The sequence below is a fragment of the Methylovirgula sp. 4M-Z18 genome (genome assembly GCF_037890675.1).
Lineage (GTDB): Bacteria > Pseudomonadota > Alphaproteobacteria > Rhizobiales > Beijerinckiaceae > 4M-Z18.
The window spans coordinates 2,099,988-2,118,131 of sequence record NZ_CP149574.1 but is presented as its reverse complement, the minus strand read 5'-3'; the positions used below and the strand labels follow the sequence as shown (position 1 = coordinate 2,118,131).

The window sequence follows — 18,144 nt, the reverse complement described above, 5'->3', positions numbered from 1 at the left end:
CCACCGACGAATGGAATTTTAGCGCTATCTGATATCAGTGGCGAACTTCACCGAAGCGGTGTAGAAGTTCAGTCCAAACAGGAAATGCCGCGACAACGCAGGACGAATCTGGGAGGATTCATGGTCGAGATCATTTCCAAGCGGGATGGCCTGCGGCGCGAAGACGTTCAGGTCAAAAAATTGATCGAACAGAACCGCGCGACCATCGTTCGCCTTGCTGACCAGATCAGTGGCGGCGGCTATTCCGCTTCCAAGAAGCCGCGCCAGCAACCGAAGGCAGAAGGCCTGATCATCCATGTTGGCGGCAGCACGGCACCTGCGGTCGAAGCCAAGCCGTCCATCCAGGTCACTATGAACGGCCGCGTGATCTCTAAGGATCAGAACACAGGCCGCCAGCTTCATCACATCGGTGATATCCGCAGCAGGGGTGGTGAACAGATTTTCGTGCTGGCGACCAAGCAAAATGGCTTCTTTGCGCCGGTCGATGAAATCATCGCCACCGAGCTTGCCAAATTGGATGGGGCTCGCCTCACTTCCACCTACTCTGAAGACCAGCTTGCCGCCGACATCGGCGCGAAACTCGGCATCAACTGACCGGCAGGCAATTGGGCTGGCTTCAGCACATCCAATCCGCAACAGCATAAAGCAATCGCATGTCTCAAAGGTTCCGTGATGACTGAATGAAACGCGATCTGGGCCCCAATCAGATGAAGATCAATGCTCTTCCCGCGCGCGCGTCGTTGGCCAGCAAGCAAATGGTTCTGGGCAACATCGACTATGACGAGCGCGCCACCATGCGCGCATGGGAAGATTTTCTCGCGGACGAACCCAAATGTGCCCGCGATCCGGTCCGCCCAAGCCCCGTCCGGTCCCTCATTCACGATTCCTGGTATCGCAGCGCAACGGGGGGCATCAACGCGCAAGGACTTGAGGCGCCGCTGAACAGTGATCGCGATGAGATCGAATATCTGACGCGGGCCAATGCGGAACTGCTCTCGGCGGCTCGCCGGTCCTTCGCCTCCATCGGTCAGCTGCTGGAGGGAACAGGCGCAATGCTGGTTCTTGCCGACAGCGACGGCGTGCTGATCGACGCCATCGGCGACAAGAAGACCCTGCATAACGGCATGGATATCCACCTCGCCATTGGCGGCAAATGGAATGAGGGCGCCGTCGGAACCAATGGCATTGGCACCGCATTGTGGACCGGCGAGCCGACGTTCGTCCATGCGGCCGAGCATTTCTGCGCCGGCATCAAATCCTGGACGTGCGCCGGCGCGCCGATCCGAGATCCGCTGGACGGCAAGATCATCGGTGTCGTCGACCTATCGGGCTACTCGCCGATCTTTCGGCCGCATAACACAGCCCTTGTCGCCGCCACGGCTCGCCAGATCGAAAAGGCCCTGGCCGAACAGCAGCAGGAGCAGCGCACACGCCTGCTCGAAGCTTTCATTTCCTCAGCCCCCCGCTACCGTCGAACAGATGGTCTGGTGATCCTCGACCATCGCGGTCGCGCCATCTACCGGAACAATGTGCCCGGCGGCGAAGTCCCCGCCATGATAAATGACCCGACAGAGGCGAGCCATGGTCGCTGGCCGATAAACCTTCCATCGTCCGGTTCCGAGGCCGATATCGCCAGGGCACTGCCAGCTCATCTGCGTTCCTGCCATATCACGCCGCTCAAGCTCGACGGCGATCTGCGCGGTGCAGCACTTGTATTCCCGTCGGTACCGGCAGCCTCCAGCATAACGGTGGTCCACCGGGACGCGGGCAAGCATCTTCAAGATGCAGCCGCCATGATCGTCGGCAAAAGCGAGGCGCTGCTTGCCGCCGTCGACCTCGCTTGTCGCGTCGCCCGCTCGAACAGCGTCGCATCGCTATTGGTCGAAGGCGAAACGGGCGTCGGCAAAGAGCTGTTTGCGCGGCTTGTGCATGCCGGCGGCCGGAGAACGCCAAGCGATCCGTTCATCGCGATGAATTGCGGCGCAATCACCAAGGATCTGTTTGGCAGCGAGCTGTTCGGCCATGTTGGCGGCGCCTTCACCGGCGCCTCGCGCGACGGCAGGCCGGGCGTTTTTGAGCTTGCCAATGGCGGCGTGCTCAGCCTCGACGAGATCGGCGAAATGCCCCTTGATATCCAGCCATTTCTGCTGCGTGTTCTGGAGGAGCGCGTGGTCCATCGCATCGGTGACAGCCGGGGTCGGCCGGTGGATGTCCGGCTTGTCGCCTCGACCAATCGCGATCTTAAGCAGGAGGTTGCCGCGGGCCGCTTCCGCCGCGATCTCTATTATCGGATCGGCGCGGTCTCGATCATGGTGCCGCCGCTGCGCGAGCGCGGCGAGGACGTGCTGCTGCTGGCCGAACATTTCAACCGGAAGACCGCTGCTACATCAGGCGAGGAGCCGTTGGAATTCTCGCACGAGGCGCTGGACGCGCTGCTCGCCTATCGTTGGCCGGGCAATGTGCGCGAATTGAAGAACCTCATCGGGCGGCTGCATGTCCTGGCGCGTGACCGCGAGATCGAACTTCACGATCTTCCCGAGGACATCACGGCCGCCGGGTCTGCATCAGCCACGCAGTCGAGCAGCAGTCCGGCGACCTCGCCAGGGCCCGAGGGTACGCTCGCCGAGGCGGAACGCCAGGCGATGAAAAACGCGCTGGAAGTAGAGGGTGGCAATCTCAGCCGGGTCGCGCGGCGGCTCGGCATCTCGCGGCCAACGCTCTACCGCAAGCTCGATCAATACGGCATCCGACGCGGATTCGTCTGACGCGCGGCACAAAAAAACCATGGCATTCGCGCCATGGGTTTGGAGAATTTCAGCCGACAAAATGGGCAGCGGCCGAGGCCGATTACGCTGGTTGCGCCGCTGTCTCGGCCGCGCCGATCACTCCGGCGCGCAATGCCAGTCCGGCGGCGGCAGCACCCAGGCACGGCGCCACGATGTAGAGCCAGAGCTGCGATAGCGCGATTCCGCCTGCAAACAGCGCTGGGCCAAGCGAGCGTGCCGGATTGACCGAGGATCCCGACACAGCAATGCCGGCGAGGTGGATCATGACCAGCGTCAGTCCGATCGCCAGCCCGGCCAGGGCGCCGGCGCCGTCCTCAGCGGTCGCACGAAGGATGACAAGCAGAAACAGGAACGTGGCGACGGCTTCGAACAGAAACGCCGAAGTCATTGAATAGGTCGACCAACCGTTCTGAGCAAAACCATTGGCGGCAACATCATAGCCACCACCCTTGCCCTGCGCCATCACGTAGAGCACGGCCGACGCGACGATCGCCCCCAGACACTGCGCGACGACATAGCCGACGAGATCGTTCGATTTCATTCGTCCGGACACGAAGAAGCCAAAGCTCACCGCCGGATTGAGATGCGCGCCTGAAATCGGCCCAATCGAATAGGCCATTGCCACCACCGACAGGCCAAAGGCCATGGCAACGCCGAGCAGGCCGACCTCGGAGCGCATGAACAGAACCGTCGCGCAGCCGAAGAAGACCAGCGCGAAGGTGCCGACGAATTCACAGATGTACTTGTTCATTTATTCCTCTCCTTGCAGATGACGGGACCGGAGCAGATGCGATCGTTCAGTGCAGATTCGGTTTGGGCGTTTCAGGGAACGATGACGCCGCGGCCGGTGAATCGCCGATTCTTGAAGTCGTCGAGTGCGGTGTTGATGCTGGCGAGGTTGTACTCAGTGTAGTGCATCTTCACCTTGCCGTCGGCGTTGAGCTCCATCAGCTCGACAAGCTCGGTGAAATTGCCGACCAGGCTGCCGCCGATATTGATCTCCTCGATGACAAGATGCGCGGTCGGGACGTTGACCGCGCCGCCGTAGCCAACGACGAACAGCTGGCCGCCCTTGCGCACCATCTTCCAACAAATATTCTCGACGCCGAGTTCGCCGACGAAATCGATGACGACATGGGCGCCGCCGCCGGTGATCTGCTTGACTTCCTCGACAACATTCGACCCGCCGTCCAGGACGAAGTCGGCACCAAGATCCTTGGCCAGCGCGCGCGCAGCCGGCTCACGATCGACGGCGATGATCCGACAGCCTGAAATCGCGTGCAGCGACTGCAAGGCAATGTGACCAAGCCCGCCGATGCCGAGCAGCACGCAGTAGCTTCCGGGTCGCAAAAGCTTCGCGGCCCGTTTGGCGGCGCGGTAGGCGGTAATGCCGGCATCGGCCAGCGGCGCCACCTCAATCGGCGTGACATTGGCGTTGAGCTTGATCAGCGAGCGTTCGCTGGTGATAAAATATTCGGCGAAGCCTCCGTTCATACCAAGACCTGGGAACTGGCCATTGTCGCAGTACATATCCTCGCCGTGCCGGCAGTTGAGGCAGATGCCGCAGGACCGGAACGGATGGCAGATGACGGCGTCGCCGCGCTTGACCGATCTGACACCGCTGCCCACTTCCTCGACCCAGCCGGCATTCTCGTGGCCCATGATGTAAGGCAGAAGGGTGCCGTTGGGGTCCATAGTCGGTTTCCACACCCCTTCAATGATGTGGAGATCGGTGCGGCACAGTCCGGCGGCACCCACCCGCACGATCACCTCGTCCGGGGCAGTGATCGTCGGCGCGGCGACCTCCTCGATCTTCAGCTTAACGTTCATATGCGGGTCGTATTGGTGGAGTCTGGCGGCTTTCATCGTGGTGTCCTTTCAAAATCGTTCTGGTGGGTGCCGCGTCAGGCGCGGCCAAGCTTTTCCGAGCCGCCGCCGCGTGCCGGGCCGGCGGTCGGATCCTCGTCTTCAGCGAGATCGCCGATCAGCGTTTCAGTGGTCAGGATCAGCGTCGCCACGGAGGCGGCATTGGCAAGCGCGGTGTAGGTGACGCGGACCGGGTCGATGATCCCGGCCTCGAACATGTTCTGGTAGCTGCCGGCAGACGCGTTGTAGCCGTAGCCGCCATTGATGCGGGTGACCTCGGCCACGACCGTCTCCGGATCGGCGCCCGCATTGGTGGCGATGCGCCATAGTGGCCGCGACAACACCGAGCGCACCAGGCGCACGCCTTCGGCGATGTCGCCCTCTACGCCAGCCGCCACCTTGTCGAGCGAAGGCGCGATCTGGGCCAGTGCCGAGCCGCCTCCGGCAACCACGCCCTCCTCGGAAGCGGCGCGCACGGCATTCAGCGAATCCTCGATCAGCTGGATGGTCCGCTTCTGCTCGACCGGCGTGACGCCGCCGGCATAGAGGATCGCCGTGCCGCCGGAAAGCTTGGCCAGGCGCTCACGCAACTTGTCCTGCTCGATGTTCGGCGGAGCGGCCTCATACTGCCGCTGTACCTGGGCACGGCGCGACGCGATCGCGGCATGGTCGCCGCCACCACGAATGATCGATGTATACGACGAACTGGTCCTAACGCGGTCCGCCGTTCCAAGATCTTCGGCGGTGATATCCTCCAGCCGGCCGCCGAGATCGCGCGCGATCACCTTGCCGCCGGTGATGATCGCCAGATCCTCCATCATGGCCTTGCGCCAATGGCCGTATTCGGGCGGATGGACGACGAGGTATTTTCCTGGACCCTGCCTGCCGAGCAGCGTCACCACGACGTCCGGCGAAACCTCCTCTGACACGATCAGCAATGGTCGCCTGGCTTCGTCGGCGATGCGGCGCGCAGTATCGAGCGCGTTAGGCTCCTTGATCTTGAGATCAGTCATCAGGATGTAGGGCCGCTCGAGCACGGCCTCCATCTTCTCCTGATCGGTGACCATGTGATGCGAGAGGTAGCCGCGGTCGAAGGACATGCCCTCGACGACGTCCAGCGTGGTCTCGGTGGTCACGCTGAAATCGGTGGTGATGACGCCTTCAGCCCCGACGCGCTGATGGGCTTCCGCCACCAGCGCGCCAAGCTTGGTATCGGTCGCGGCAATGTTGGCGACCGCGGCAAGGATGCCGTTGCCCCCGGCGGGTTTCGCCGAAGCCTTGAGGGCGGCCACCACCGCCGCCACCGCAACGTCAATACCTTTGCAGAGATCGACTGATTTGGCGCCGCGCTCATTCGCTTCGATCCCGCCTTGGATCAACGCGTTGGCGAGCACGATCGCCGTGGTCGTGCCGTCTCCGGCGACCTCATTGGTCTGCATCGACACTTCGCGAACGACCAGCGCGCCCATGTTCTCGAAACGGTCATGCAGTTCGATTTCAGAGGCGATACTGACGCCGTCTCGGGTCACCATTGGCGTTCCGATCGGCCGGTCGATCATGGCATTCATGCCTTTGGGGCCGAGCGTCGGCTCCACGGCCGCCGCCAGCCTGAAGACGCCACGGGCAAGGGCTCGGCGGGCCTCGGAATTGTGAAGCATTATTTTGGGCATGATTCCTCCTTCCCGCCTTGCGGGCGGGTTGTTCCTTGGGAGCCTCGCGCGAGGGAGGCCGTTGCTTTCGGCTCTGCTCAGAGGGCCGGCGCGGGGGGCACCGGCACGCGGTCCATGATGAAATCGACCAGCGTCGGTTCGCCGTCGATCACACTGAGTTCCTTGTATCTTGTCTGTTTCAGCCCACGGCAAAGCGCGCCGTTGAACTCCATGTTGACGCGCACGCCGCGCAGCTCGGCGAGATAGGCACTGAGCGCGGCCGGTGGGATCTTCTGCCCTTCCCAGGTTACGAAGACGGGGGCATCCGCGCTGCGGTCAGGAAACCGCTCAAGCAGAGCCGCCCGGTATCGCGGCTTCTGCACGGCCGCTTCGCCCGGCTCGAACCTGACGATGTCGTATGCCGACAAATCCATCACGAGGATTTCCGCATCCGTGAGGCCGTGCTGCCGGAGTCCGCGCAATATGGCTTCCTGGCGTCGCTTGAATGCCTTCATGCTAAAGGTCTCGCGCAAAGCGCCAAGATCCGCGTCCCCAGCAAGCTCGGCAAATATGTCGCCGAATGTCTTGCCGGCTTCGATGCCGCGATTGACCTCTTCGGCAAACATATGGTCGTGCAGTTTCACACGATAGGCAGGCGACCAGGATAGCTGATCGAGCGCCTTGCGAACGCCGTCGAGCATAAGGAAGGCGAAGTTGGGCGAGCACCAATAGGTCGGCAGGCGGAAATCGACCTCCACGCTGCCATCGCCAGTCACCGCGGCCCTCTCGACGAAGCCCATCTCTGTGATCGGTTCGTCGAGTTCGGGGTCGTTGACCTCACCAAGGCGCCGCCAGAGTTCCTTCCCGCGGCTGTCAGAAACGTTGGCGGTTGCCATGGCTTCTACTCCGCCGCGATGCGGAAGGGCGAGCTTGCGATCGCCTTCTTCTTCGCTTCGATGTCGATGTTGTAGAGACGTGCAGCGTTCAGGCCGAGGATCTTCTCCTTGATCTCGGGCGTGAGATCGACGCCTCGCTCCTTCTTTATGTCTTCCGGCAGTTCGAAGGCCCACAAGCGTTCGACCAGCCAGCGCGGCGTCCAGATCGCATAGTCGGAGCCAAACAGGATCTTCTCTGGCCCGATCCAGAACAGCAGCTCGGCGATGACCTCGGCGAAATAGCGAGGGCGCGAATGGATGAAGGGAAGCGCCACCGCGAGGCCGCCATAGACGTTGGTTTCCTGCGTCGCGATCCAGCAGAAATCGTCGAGACGCGGCAGGCCGCAATGCTCGATGATCCAGTTGAGGCCCTGGAAATCCGTCGCTGCATAGTCGACGTCGTGCACGTCGAATGCGTCCTTGCTGAGCGGGATGATCGTAGGACCCTTGTGGACGTGAATGTTCCTGATGCCGAGCTTGTCGCAGAGTTCGAAGCACTTGTAGGCGTCGGGATCGGTGAGCTTCCAGCCCTTGGAGGCGCCGTTCCACTCGGCCGTGTACATCTTCACGCCTTTGATGTCGTAGGTCTCCTTCATGAAGTGGATGTACTCCAGCGCCTTCTCACCGTCGCGCGGATCGAAGGCACCGTTGACGATGAAGCGCTCCGGATAGCGCTTAGCTACGTCCGCATTGCGCTCGATCGTGTTGAAGCCGTTCTTGTAGAAATCCTTGAGGTAGGTGGACTGGACGATCGCGACATCGTCGGGCCCGTCGATGAACAGGTCGCGATAGAGATCATCGGCGCTGTATTTCTCGAATTTGCCCTTCTCCCACAGCTGCTCCTTCGGACTCAGTCCCGTGTGATAGGCGTAGAAGCAATCGATGAACTGCTTGCCGTGAATGTTTTTCTGATTCTCTGGGCTTCCGTCCCAGAAATGAGTGTGGCCGTCGACCACAAAAATTTCCTTGCCTTCTGGTGTGATGAACATTTTTTGCCTCCGCAATCGCAGTGTTGATGGGGGCGGCGCGCGGCGCCTCGACCGCACGCCGAATCCTTAAGCTTGCTCAGATGTATTCGAAGACCTCGTCCATGTTCCCGAACAGGATCACGGTGTTGTCGTCGATGCGCACCATGCGGCCGTAATGGGTGGAGGTGTTGACCTCGAATATTTCCGCGGTCATCTCGCGGCCGAGATATTCGCTGATCTCGTCCATCTTGAAGATCAGCTTGCCATTGCCATCGATGCGGATCATGGCCGGCTGGTAGGTAACGATGACCCCCGGCTTCTTGCCCATGAATTCGGCGATGGCGCGGGCCTCGACCGAGTCGTTCATGGTGACGCCGCATTGGTGCGAAATCGTCTGCTCGAAAGTGATGTCCTTCATCGACTTGAAGATATTGGACTGCGAGGCGTCGCGTGCTGCTACTGACATGATGTCTTCTCCTTAGTTCAGCGCTTGAGGCCGAGTTCGCCGAGGATCTGGCCGATCCGCTCCTCGGATTGCGCGCGAACATCGGTGAAGGAAATCGGCTTGGAATGCGGCATCGACCAAATTGGCTGAAGGCCGGCAGCTGCCTTGTCGGCCAGCGTCCCATGCTTGTTCACCCAGCCCTGGAAGAGCTTCCTGTTTGCAGCGCCGTGCTTCTCGTCGTTGGCGAGCAGGTACATCAGGTCGATGGTGTTGGCGAGATTGCGCTCGTAGTCGGCCTCAGCCGCCGAGATCACCGGCGGTGTGATGAAGTCATGGTTGGCCGCCGCTGCCTGCATGAGGAAGCCCGAGCGAAACAATTCGCCAACGAGCGGCTCGAACACGATGTTGATGGCAAAATACTGCTCGAGATAATCAGTCGTGCCCATGATGGTCTCGACCGCCTCGCGGGTGCCCTGCCACACGCCATCCTCGAGCCAGTGTTTCTTGCCAAGTTCGTCGTCCCATCCGGCGATGTCCATGCCGATTTCGGCGAGATACAGCGTGATGTCCTGGGCGAGCCGGAGCTTGTAGGAAGAGTTGGTCAGCGTCGCATTGTTGATCATCTGCGTGTAGCCGTAGCGCTGCGCCTGCATGAGCGAGGTGCCCAGGCCAAACTCGGCATGCTTCCACGCGCCCAGATGCGCCTGGAGAAGCTTGGACCAGACCTTGTCAAAAGTCTTCGGCGCGCCAGCACGGCGGGCATTGGTGATAACGCTCTGCACCATCGTCTCGATCTTCGACTGGCGCTGGTAATGCGTCCGCTCCCATTCCTGGTCAGGGGCCCGGAAGGCATGCCAGTTGGAGCTCTTGGCAGCCGTGTTGTCCTTGACGTAGGCGCCTTTACCGTTCGAGAAGGAAATGATCCAGTCCTGGATCAGGTAGCGTTCGGGGTCGGGCTGCACGTCGACCGTGACATCCTCGTAGTGGGTGGCGCGCTGGCCTTTCGGCTGGAAATAGCGGTATTTCCTGCTGTCGGAATCGGCAAAGATCGCGGCTCCCGCGGCTCCCGATCCGACTGAACTCGACGTTGCTACCATTGTCTTCACTCCCTTGTTGCAGTTGCTTTGATGTCGCTGGCTCCGGCCTGCCTCAATGAGCCGGGGTGGCGCTGGACGACGTGGTGAACCTGTCGAAGAAGATGCGCTCGGTCTCGAACCCGTTCATGAACAGAACCGGCTGCAGCGCATCGATCATTGGCGGCGGACCGCACGCGTAGACGTCGCCCTGCCCATCGACCGCGAGCTGCTTGAGCTTGGCATCGACACTCTGATGAACGAAGCCGCGCTCGCCGTCCCACGCCTCGCCATTGACGTGCGAGAGAACGGGGATGAAGTTCAACTCCGGATGGCGACCGGCGAGTTCGGCGATCCTGTCGAGATAGAACAGATCGCTGGGTGTCCGCGCGCCATAGAAGAAGTAGACGTCCCGCTTCTCGCCGCTCTTCAGGTGATCATTGAGGATCGACCATACCGGGGACATGCCGGAACCGGCGCCCACAAGGATCAGGGGGCCTTGCCGTTCTTCCCGCCGGAAGCAGGTTCCATAGGGCCCGGCGACGGTGACATCGGCTCCGACGCGGATTCCTCCGGAATCGAGCTCTCCGGAAAACTTTCCTTCGGGATATTTCTTGATGATGAAGGAGAGTTTTTGGGTTTGGTCCGGCGTATTTGCCATGGAGAACGAGCGCGTAATCGTCTCCCCTTTTTGCGTGGTGACCGTGATGTCGACATATTGCCCAGCCCAGAATTTTATCGGCGAGCCGAGGTCGATCTCGATGCCGCGGATGTCGTGGGTCAGATGCTCGAACTTCGAGATTCGGCCATTGAATGCCTTCACCGCGATGGCTTTCGCCAGAACCTCCTCGTCGTAATTGAGAAGCTCGACCTGCATGTCGGAATAGGCGATGGACCGGCACAACAGGATGTGGCCGCTCTCCTTTTCCATATCGTTAAGCGCGAAGGTCGAGTATTTCAGCATGTCGACCTCGCCTTCGAGCAGCACGCATTTGCAAGCCGAGCATTGCCCTTCCTTGCAGCCATGCGGCAGCGCAATGCCCTGGCGGAACGCCGCGTTCAGGACCGTTTCGCCGTTTTCGACCTCGAACTCGACGCCGACCGGCTCCAGGCGTACCGTGTGAGCACCAGTCATCGATAACCTCCCAATTCCTCTCCGACCCGTCCTCCGGACGGGAAATGGCGTTCTTCTGGAAGTCGCGGGGGTCGGAAGCCGGCCCCCGCGCGGTTGGTTAGTTAAAGGGCGTAATGGTGAAGCCAGCCCGGTACTCGGCGAGGTGCTTCTCCCGGTCGGCCGGCGACATGCTGCGCAGCGCCTTGAGCGGTGACCCGAGGATGTTTCCGCGCACGTCGTCGAGCGTCCACTGCTGATCGGCTTCGAAGCGCAGATGCGGCTGCGGAATCAGCGTCTTGCCGTCGGAGCGGACGAAGTTGAGGTCCTTGATCGCATCGGCAAGATCCCAGCCGTCATAGAGCGTCTCCCACTCGCGCTTGCCGCTGAAGCGGCCCATCGCAGGTGTCGGACGGCCCTGATATTCGTCGGCGAACGCTTCAACGGCGGTCCAGCGGTCGAGCTCGTGGGCGAAGGTGTGCAACTGCCCGTCGATCTCATCGACAACCATGTCCTCGCGGATAAGACAAGGGACCAGGCACGACCAGCAGCGGTGCGGATAGACATAGCCGACGTCGCTGTTGAACAGCAGCACCTTCTCGCCCTTGCGGCTGAGCTTGGCGTACCATTTCCAGAAGTCGCCGAACTCGGCGTACCAGCCCGGATATTTATGCTCGAACCACTCGAAGTCCTTGTCGGTCTGAGCTTCGATGCGCCAGAAGTTGACCGGCCAGCCAACCGCAAAGAACTGACCGACCTTGTGGACGTAGTTCTTCTTGGTGATGCGCTCCCAGGCTGCCTGCACATCGTCATGATGGATCTTGATGCCGTATTTCTCGAGCGGCAGCATGTAGGTGCGATAGTAGTCTTCGTAGATCCAGCGGTGCCACATCTCCGCATAGGATTCCTTGGACTTGTCGCGATTGGTGGTGCCGTATTCGATGAAGGTGCCGATCGCAGCGTCGACGATGGCGTGGTTCTGCCAGAAGGCATAGCGCATGTCGCGCTCGAGGAGCAGATGGTTCTCAGGCTCCTTCAACGCGGCCATCAACAGCGAGTGACCATTGCCGATGTGCCGGCTCTCGTCCGACTGAACCGACAGGAAAACGGTCGGCAGGGCGTAGTCGCCGTTGCGGGCGGCCTCGGACGGCATGGCGACGAAGAGCGTGTTGGTGAAGGCCGTCTCGGCCACGACGGTCAGGTACATGCAGGCGGCTGTCATCGTGTCTCCGGTGATGAAGCCTTCGCCGAATTGGCGGCCGATCGTGGTCGCATAGCATTTACCGAAGGCTTCTTCGGTGATGTCGAAGCCCGCCGGGTCTATGTAGTTCTCCATGTACCACTTCTTCAGATTCATCTGGATGGTGGAGTGGCGGAACTCGTCGACCATCTGCATGGTGAAGCCGGTTCTGAGGTCCTCACCGGGCGCCAGCCGCGCCACCATCGCCATCGAGCGGGCAGCGGAAATTTCCGGGAAGGGAATGATGGCGAGGAAGAGCTTCATCCATTCGACCCAGCGCGGCTCGACATTGCGGAACATGTCGCCACGAAGTGCGGCATCGAGGGCGCCGTAGACGCGATTGTCCTTCTCCTCTTGCATGGGGAAATAGGAGCGCAGCACTTGCTTCATCGGATCGCGCGGCGCTTTCGCGATCTTGTAGTCGGTCGGAAACGTCATCGCTTCCTGGACATAGGATGGGTTCCAACCGAGGTCGGAAATCTTCTTCGTCGCCTCGCCCACGGAAATGCCGCGTTGCGAGGTAATCTTGTTGAGCGTCAAAGACGACATCGTCATAAGCCTCCACCAGGTTTGAGCCGCGGATCCGTTGATCCGGGCGTGAGACGGCAAACAGCACCGCCATTGGGAGTGCGAACGGCACGACAAAGGGTTGCGCAGTCAGGCGCGACTCATGGTCGGACTGTCCAAGTGGAACGCGGCAAAGGTCTCCGAGGTGTCTGGCACGGCTCGCTGCATCAACCGCATTTGCGATGGTCGTCTCGACGCGAGCCTGACCTGCCTCCTCCGTTCCTTCGTTCTTTTGGCACCGTGTCAAAGCGCGGTGGGCTTCTTATGAAAATGAATAAAGCAAGCGCCGTGCCAGCCTGGAAATAGCGAGCGCCACCGGCCGTTCAAAACAAATTTGGCCGCCTTTCGGCGCATGCAGAGGTCGTCAATTGTAACGTTCTTTTACACTTGTAATTTACGCCTGTAATATTTGCATTCTATTCGCATCTGCAACATTATTATTTAGAAATTGCGGCATTGTCGAAAAATACATATCGTCTATTCAATCCTCCGCCTCCCTCTATTATTTGAAAGAGACAGCCCATACGGACCTAACGCTGGAGAGAGGTCATGCCGAACGACAAGGATAGCTGCGGTTCACCGCCGGCGATGTCTAGCTTGCCCGATGGCATCGCTGGCGATCTTGTCAGGCTGATGCCCCGCGACCTGGTCTTTATCATGCGCTTCATGGGCGAAAGCCAGTTCCGCCTGCAGAGCCACTTCCAAGACTTCATCCGAGCCGAGCTTGCCGCCGGTGGCGTCACCACGGAAACGCATCCGATGATCCATCTGTTCATTGAGAACCACGCAATCCTGCTGCGCGACTTCGTGTTTTCCGGCGTTTCGCTGTCGCGCCAGTTCCGCGTCGTCGAGATCGAACGCCTCATCGGCGACACGACGGCGATGATGCGGGTCGACATCTGGGATCAGCTCAAGAGCCACATCGAAACGGTCGAAAAACAGTTCCGATCACAGACCGGAACATTGCCCGAATTGCTGTCGGCTTTCGAAAAACCGCCCGGACCGATACCCCGGGAGAAAAAAATGACAGGAGGATCCGATGGGCCAAACCGCTGAGCGTGATGCGTTGCTTGCGCGCCGGCTCGATCTTGTCGCCACCATCTCCGCGCTCACCGCCGAGGCGCTGCGGCTCAACCAGAAACTCGCAGGCATCGAGATGGAAGTGCTGCGCCTGGAACTCGAAATCGGCAGGAACGGCGCCAGCGCGCAATTGGTGCGGGATTTGCATGAAGCTGAAGAGAGCGCCACGGCAATCAGAGAGGCAAGCGTCGCGTGCGAGGAACGCATCGCCGCCGCCGAAGGTGACATCGAGGATGTCGACCGCAGCCTTGCGGGTGGAAACGGACCAAGGGAATAGCCATGAACCAGCACGCGATCCAGAACCTGACCTTGTTCGACCTGTTGGCACGAAGCTGGCGTCGCCCATCGGCGACTGCCGATCTGCACTTCAGCGCCGATGGCTCGACCGTCGCATTCACGAGCATGGATGGCACGGTCGCCATAGCCGCAGTCGCAGACCAAGAGCCGCCGGAGTCGCGGATCAGGATAAGCGGAGATCTCGGCCGGACGACGATCCGCCCGAGGGAAAAGCCATCGGCACCATTGATCGCCACCGCGGCGTTGGGCAAGGGCAGCGTCCCGCTCACCACCTACCTTCGCTCCGGCTTCCTTGTCGGGACGGCGGCAGGCGAAGCCATGCATCTGACAGCGAGCGGCGACATTACGGAGACGCTGGTCAAGATCGATGGAGCGATCGTCGCCATCGACCACCACCCGCGAACGGCCACGACAGCCTTCAGCGACGGACACGAAGTCTTCCTGACGCGCGGCCAAGGTGATGCAATTCGACTGCGCCGCGGCGCTGCTTCGTCCACGGCCGCGATTGCCTTCTCACCTGACGGGACGCGTATCGCCTGCAGCGGGGAAAATGGACTGTCGATTTGGGCCACCGACGGCGATGCCGGCCGCACGCGCGAGGTCTCCTTTGCGGCGCGCCCGATATCGATCCGCTGGAGTGGCGACGGGACCTGGCTGGCCTGCGGGCTCGAAACAGGAGGCTTTGCCTTGGTCAGCATGGCCGATGGCCGCACCGGCATCGTCGCTGGATTTCCATCGCCGGTGCGATCGGTATGCTGGAGCTTGCCGGAGAATGCGCTGTTTGCATCGGGCGCCTTCCGGATCGCCGGCTGGTCGATGACCGCCCCGCCAGTTGAAGACGAAACCTCGGGGGCTCTGTTGACAGGCCGCACTGGACTGGTTCCGGTCGAGACGGTGGCAGCACATCCCGAGAAGAAACTCGTCGCGGCCGGTTATGCCGATGGCCGTATCACCATCGCCCAGATCGGTGCGCGGGACGAACTGGTCGTCAGAACCTTGGGCAATGCGATCACCGCGCTTGCCTGGTCGGGCGATGGAAGACATCTGGCAATGGGTTCCATCGACGGCACCGCGGCAATCGTCACCTTTCCCGCCCAGATCTTTAAACAATAGCACTAGGCAGCATGAACAAGGAGGAGAACATGCAGACCAAACCGACCCCCGAGGACACGAGCAAGGACGAATTTTTCGAACGGCTTGCCAAGCTGTCGGAAGAAATGGTGGCCAAGCATGGCAAGGATTTCAGCATGGGCGCGCTGCTGCTCGCCGCCCGGTGGATCGCCGAGAACCGTGCCGGTCACTTGAAGACCAACTAACCAAAGAGACCGCCGCTTCCTCGAGCGACCAGGCGATCCTGTGGCGCAGGGCCAATTTATGCCACCGGCGCTATGCCATGGTCGCCGTCGCAGCCACCACCACTCTGACCGCCGAGATCAGCGGAACCGGCATCGGCGGCCAAAGTTGACTGAGTAGGTGAAGCAGCCCCGCCTATATGTACTCTATTCTACGTTAGGGCCCTCTCACCCTCTGAACCCGCTTTACATCGTTAGAGGATTGGACACGGATCGGATGCGCAAGCTTGGAAAGTGAGACCAAGCGGCTCCAAGGGAAAGGGAAATTGACGAAATAGCAGCGGAACGGGAGTGAAAATCGCTACCGAAACGACGCTGTTGCTGGCGATTTGACGCTACGAATGCATTCCGCCGCGAACCACGTCTTGAACGCCGCCACTACGGAACGCTGCGTGCTCCGGCGCGGTATCGTGATGCAATACGGATTACCTAGTTCAAGTACATGATTGACGGCCACGACAAGCTCGCCGTCCTCGACCTGACGCGCGCAGAAAATTCCCTGCGCGAGCACTACGCCCAGCCCGGCTCGAGCGAGATCAAGTGCAGCCATCGAGGAATTTGCTGTCATACCGTGCTGGATATGACGACCTGGCGTTAAATTCGCGGCCTCGAACCAGTTGCGCCAAGATGGAAAGGAAGCGCTCGAAGGTCCCCAGTCGGTATGGATTAGGGGGACGGAATGCAAGTGTGCTGGAGACGCGATGGGACCATACCTGGTCAGGAAGTCTGGCGAACACACCGGATAGACGGCATCTGTGACGAGTTCCTCCGTCACGTGCTCCAAATAGTGGGAGCCCCCGTAGGACAGGCGTATGTCAATGAGGTCACGATCGAACGGAACCGGATCATCTTCTCCCCGAAGAGAGATATCGACCGGACCATGGCTATCGATGAACCCCGACAAGCGCGAGGAGAGCCACCCCATCGCCACGGATGGCGCCACGGACACGACCAGCGTGGACCGCTGCTCGCCGCCACTCAGTTCGCGGGAGACATTCCTCAGTTCATTGAATGCACCGGCAAGCCGCGGGAAAATTTCCACTCCGGCCTCAGTCAGCACGGCGCGTCGATTGATCCGGTGAAACAGCTTACGTCCCACCTGATCCTCGAGCGCGCGAATGAGTTGGCTAATCGCAGCAGCCGAAACCGCAAGCTCTTCAGACGCGGCGACAAAACTTCCCGACCGTGCGGCGGCTTCGAACGCCTGCAGGCCGCGTAGGGATGGGGCACTTGCCATCTGACCACCATAGATAAGCTGAGCTTATCTTTCTCGCAAAAATAATCTTTTTTGGGAAGGGCTGATCTTGCCTAAGGTGGTGTTCAGTAGGCGGTGGATGGTCCTTCAAGGCTGGCGCTGCCGACCAAATAGCCGATCACACAAGGACGTATTTTGCATGTCGCGTCGAAGCATGATTTTGGCCGCCTTCTTCTACAACCCACAAGGCGACCACCGTCTTTCCTGGCGACACCCGCGCGCGCCGCGCCATGAGATTTTCGGGCTCGATTACTATCGTCGTCTGGCGGAAGCGGCGGAACGCGCCAAGCTCGACACGATTTTCATCGCCGACCATCTGGGCGTTTGGAACACGTTCGGTAGCGGATTGGCGCATTACGCCAACCCCCGGCTCGAACCGCTGTCTCTGGTCTCCGCGCTTTCGGCCATCACCAAGAACATCGGCTTCATGGTGACGGCCTCGAGTTCCTACACCGAGCCATTCAACACGGCCCGCATGTTCGCCTCGATTGACCATATCAGCAATGGCCGTGTCGGTTGGAACGTGGTGACGACGGCCCTCGAGGAGGAGGCCGTCAATTTCGGGCGCGATTCCAACATCGACCATGCGCTGCGCTACGAGCGGGCGGCGGAATTCCTCCGTGTCACGAAGGCTCTGTGGGACAGTTGGGAAGACGATGCCCTGATCATCGACAAGACATCAGGGCTGTTCGCCAATGACGAATATATCCACTACCTCAACCACCATGAAAAGCACTTCAAGGTCAGGGGACCGCTCAATATTCCGCGACCGCCACAAGGATATCCGGTGATCGTTCAGGCGGGCTCGTCGGATGCGGGCAAGAACCTGGCTGCGGCGCATGCCGAGGTGCATTTCGCCATCCTTCGCAACGAGGCGCAGGGCCTTGCCTACCGTGCCGACATGAACGACCGGATGGCCAAGTTCGGCCGCACGTCGGACAGCTTGAAGCTGATCCCGGGGATCTTGCCGATCGTCGCAGGCTCGGCCTCCGAGGCGCAGGAGAAGCAGGAATATCTGGAGACGCTGATGCTCGATGCCGTCGCCATCGATCTGCTCTCGAGTTGGGCGGGTGTGGATCTTTCTGTCTATCCGCCCGACGGACCGATCCCGGAGCTGCCCGATGTCGGCACGTTCAACGGGTGGCGGACCTGGCTTGCGCTCGTGAAGGATGACGCAAACAAAGGTCTCTCCATACGACAGCTCGCACGCAAGATTGCCAATACGGGCTCGGTTCCGCTTGTGGCCGGGACACCTTCGCAAGTCGCCGATCAGCTCGAAGCCTGGTTCATCTCCGGTGCCGCCGATGGATACAATCTGATGTTCCCGCTTCTGCCCGACGACTGGATGAATTTCATGCAGACGGTCGTGCCGGAACTGCAAAGGCGCGGACTGTTCAGGACCGAGTATGAACCCGGAACTTTGCGCGACCGGCTGGGATTGGCGCGTCCGCGAAATTCATTCGCGACGGCACGCGAAACCGCCGAGGCGAGTGCCTGAGCGCTCGTCTCCCGTTTGAATT

General features: G+C 60.6%; 17 protein-coding genes. 7 read left to right on the top strand and 10 right to left on the bottom strand.

Annotated elements, in window-relative coordinates:
• Positions 1-120: 120 nt before the first annotated feature.
• Positions 121-594, top strand: coding sequence for a hypothetical protein (locus V9T28_RS09825; protein ID WP_116398792.1), 474 nt, complete (start codon positions 121-123; stop codon positions 592-594).
• Positions 595-680: 86 nt separating this feature from the next.
• Positions 681-2,765, top strand: a complete 2,085-nt coding sequence (locus V9T28_RS09820; protein ID WP_116398791.1) for a sigma-54-dependent Fis family transcriptional regulator — start codon at positions 681-683, stop codon at positions 2,763-2,765.
• Between the two features lie 82 nt (positions 2,766-2,847).
• Here the strand turns inward: V9T28_RS09820 and V9T28_RS09815 are convergent, their stop codons facing one another.
• The 9 genes from V9T28_RS09815 to V9T28_RS09775 form a co-directional block, all read right to left on the bottom strand.
• Positions 2,848-3,537, bottom strand: a complete 690-nt coding sequence (locus tag V9T28_RS09815; protein ID WP_116398790.1) for an MIP family channel protein — start codon at positions 3,535-3,537, stop codon at positions 2,848-2,850.
• Between the two features lie 71 nt (positions 3,538-3,608).
• On the bottom strand, positions 3,609-4,652 hold the full coding sequence (locus V9T28_RS09810) for an NAD(P)-dependent alcohol dehydrogenase (protein WP_116398789.1): 1,044 nt from the start codon (positions 4,650-4,652) through the stop codon (positions 3,609-3,611).
• A gap of 38 nt (positions 4,653-4,690) precedes the next feature.
• Positions 4,691-6,322, bottom strand: coding sequence for a molecular chaperone GroEL (locus V9T28_RS09805; RefSeq protein WP_116398788.1), 1,632 nt, complete (start codon positions 6,320-6,322; stop codon positions 4,691-4,693).
• A gap of 77 nt (positions 6,323-6,399) precedes the next feature.
• On the bottom strand, positions 6,400-7,197 hold the full coding sequence (locus V9T28_RS09800; RefSeq protein ID WP_116398787.1) for an iron-sulfur cluster assembly protein: 798 nt from the start codon (positions 7,195-7,197) through the stop codon (positions 6,400-6,402).
• Between the two features lie 5 nt (positions 7,198-7,202).
• Positions 7,203-8,225: an amidohydrolase family protein gene (locus V9T28_RS09795; RefSeq protein ID WP_116398786.1), complete on the bottom strand. Its 1,023-nt coding sequence runs from the start codon at positions 8,223-8,225 to the stop codon at positions 7,203-7,205.
• A 76-nt stretch (positions 8,226-8,301) separates the two neighbouring features.
• A complete protein-coding gene (locus V9T28_RS09790; RefSeq protein ID WP_040968968.1) occupies positions 8,302-8,670 on the bottom strand; it encodes an MmoB/DmpM family protein in 369 nt (122 codons plus the stop codon).
• A 17-nt stretch (positions 8,671-8,687) separates the two neighbouring features.
• Positions 8,688-9,746 (bottom strand): aromatic/alkene monooxygenase hydroxylase subunit beta, encoded by a 1,059-nt coding sequence (locus tag V9T28_RS09785; protein WP_116398785.1) that lies wholly within the window; start codon positions 9,744-9,746, stop codon positions 8,688-8,690.
• A gap of 52 nt (positions 9,747-9,798) precedes the next feature.
• A complete protein-coding gene (locus V9T28_RS09780) occupies positions 9,799-10,857 on the bottom strand; it encodes an NADH:ubiquinone reductase (Na(+)-transporting) subunit F (protein ID WP_116398784.1) in 1,059 nt (352 codons plus the stop codon).
• Positions 10,858-10,954: 97 nt separating this feature from the next.
• Entirely contained in the window at positions 10,955-12,628 is a 1,674-nt protein-coding gene (locus V9T28_RS09775) for an aromatic/alkene/methane monooxygenase hydroxylase/oxygenase subunit alpha (RefSeq protein ID WP_199499936.1), read from the bottom strand.
• 561 nt (positions 12,629-13,189) lie between these two features.
• Between V9T28_RS09775 and V9T28_RS09770 the strand changes: the two genes are divergently transcribed.
• From V9T28_RS09770 to V9T28_RS09755, 4 genes are read left to right on the top strand one after another with little or no spacing between them, the layout of a single operon-like run.
• Positions 13,190-13,696: a hypothetical protein gene (locus tag V9T28_RS09770; RefSeq protein ID WP_116398783.1), complete on the top strand. Its 507-nt coding sequence runs from the start codon at positions 13,190-13,192 to the stop codon at positions 13,694-13,696.
• On the top strand, positions 13,680-13,997 hold the full coding sequence (locus tag V9T28_RS09765; RefSeq protein ID WP_116398782.1) for a hypothetical protein: 318 nt from the start codon (positions 13,680-13,682) through the stop codon (positions 13,995-13,997). The genes V9T28_RS09770 and V9T28_RS09765 overlap by 17 nt, the downstream gene beginning before the upstream one ends.
• Before the next feature lie 2 nt (positions 13,998-13,999).
• Entirely contained in the window at positions 14,000-15,130 is a 1,131-nt protein-coding gene (locus V9T28_RS09760) for a WD40 repeat domain-containing protein (RefSeq protein WP_116398781.1), read from the top strand.
• A 29-nt stretch (positions 15,131-15,159) separates the two neighbouring features.
• The gene (locus tag V9T28_RS09755; RefSeq protein ID WP_199499934.1) at positions 15,160-15,333 is read left to right on the top strand and encodes a hypothetical protein; all 174 of its coding nucleotides are present in this window, start codon (positions 15,160-15,162) and stop codon (positions 15,331-15,333) included.
• 337 nt (positions 15,334-15,670) lie between these two features.
• Here the strand turns inward: V9T28_RS09755 and V9T28_RS09750 are convergent, their stop codons facing one another.
• The gene (locus V9T28_RS09750; protein ID WP_116398779.1) at positions 15,671-16,606 is read right to left on the bottom strand and encodes a LysR substrate-binding domain-containing protein; all 936 of its coding nucleotides are present in this window, start codon (positions 16,604-16,606) and stop codon (positions 15,671-15,673) included.
• A 157-nt stretch (positions 16,607-16,763) separates the two neighbouring features.
• Between V9T28_RS09750 and V9T28_RS09745 the strand changes: the two genes are divergently transcribed.
• Positions 16,764-18,122, top strand: coding sequence for an LLM class flavin-dependent oxidoreductase (locus tag V9T28_RS09745; RefSeq protein WP_116398778.1), 1,359 nt, complete (start codon positions 16,764-16,766; stop codon positions 18,120-18,122).
• Positions 18,123-18,144: the final 22 nt, after the last annotated feature.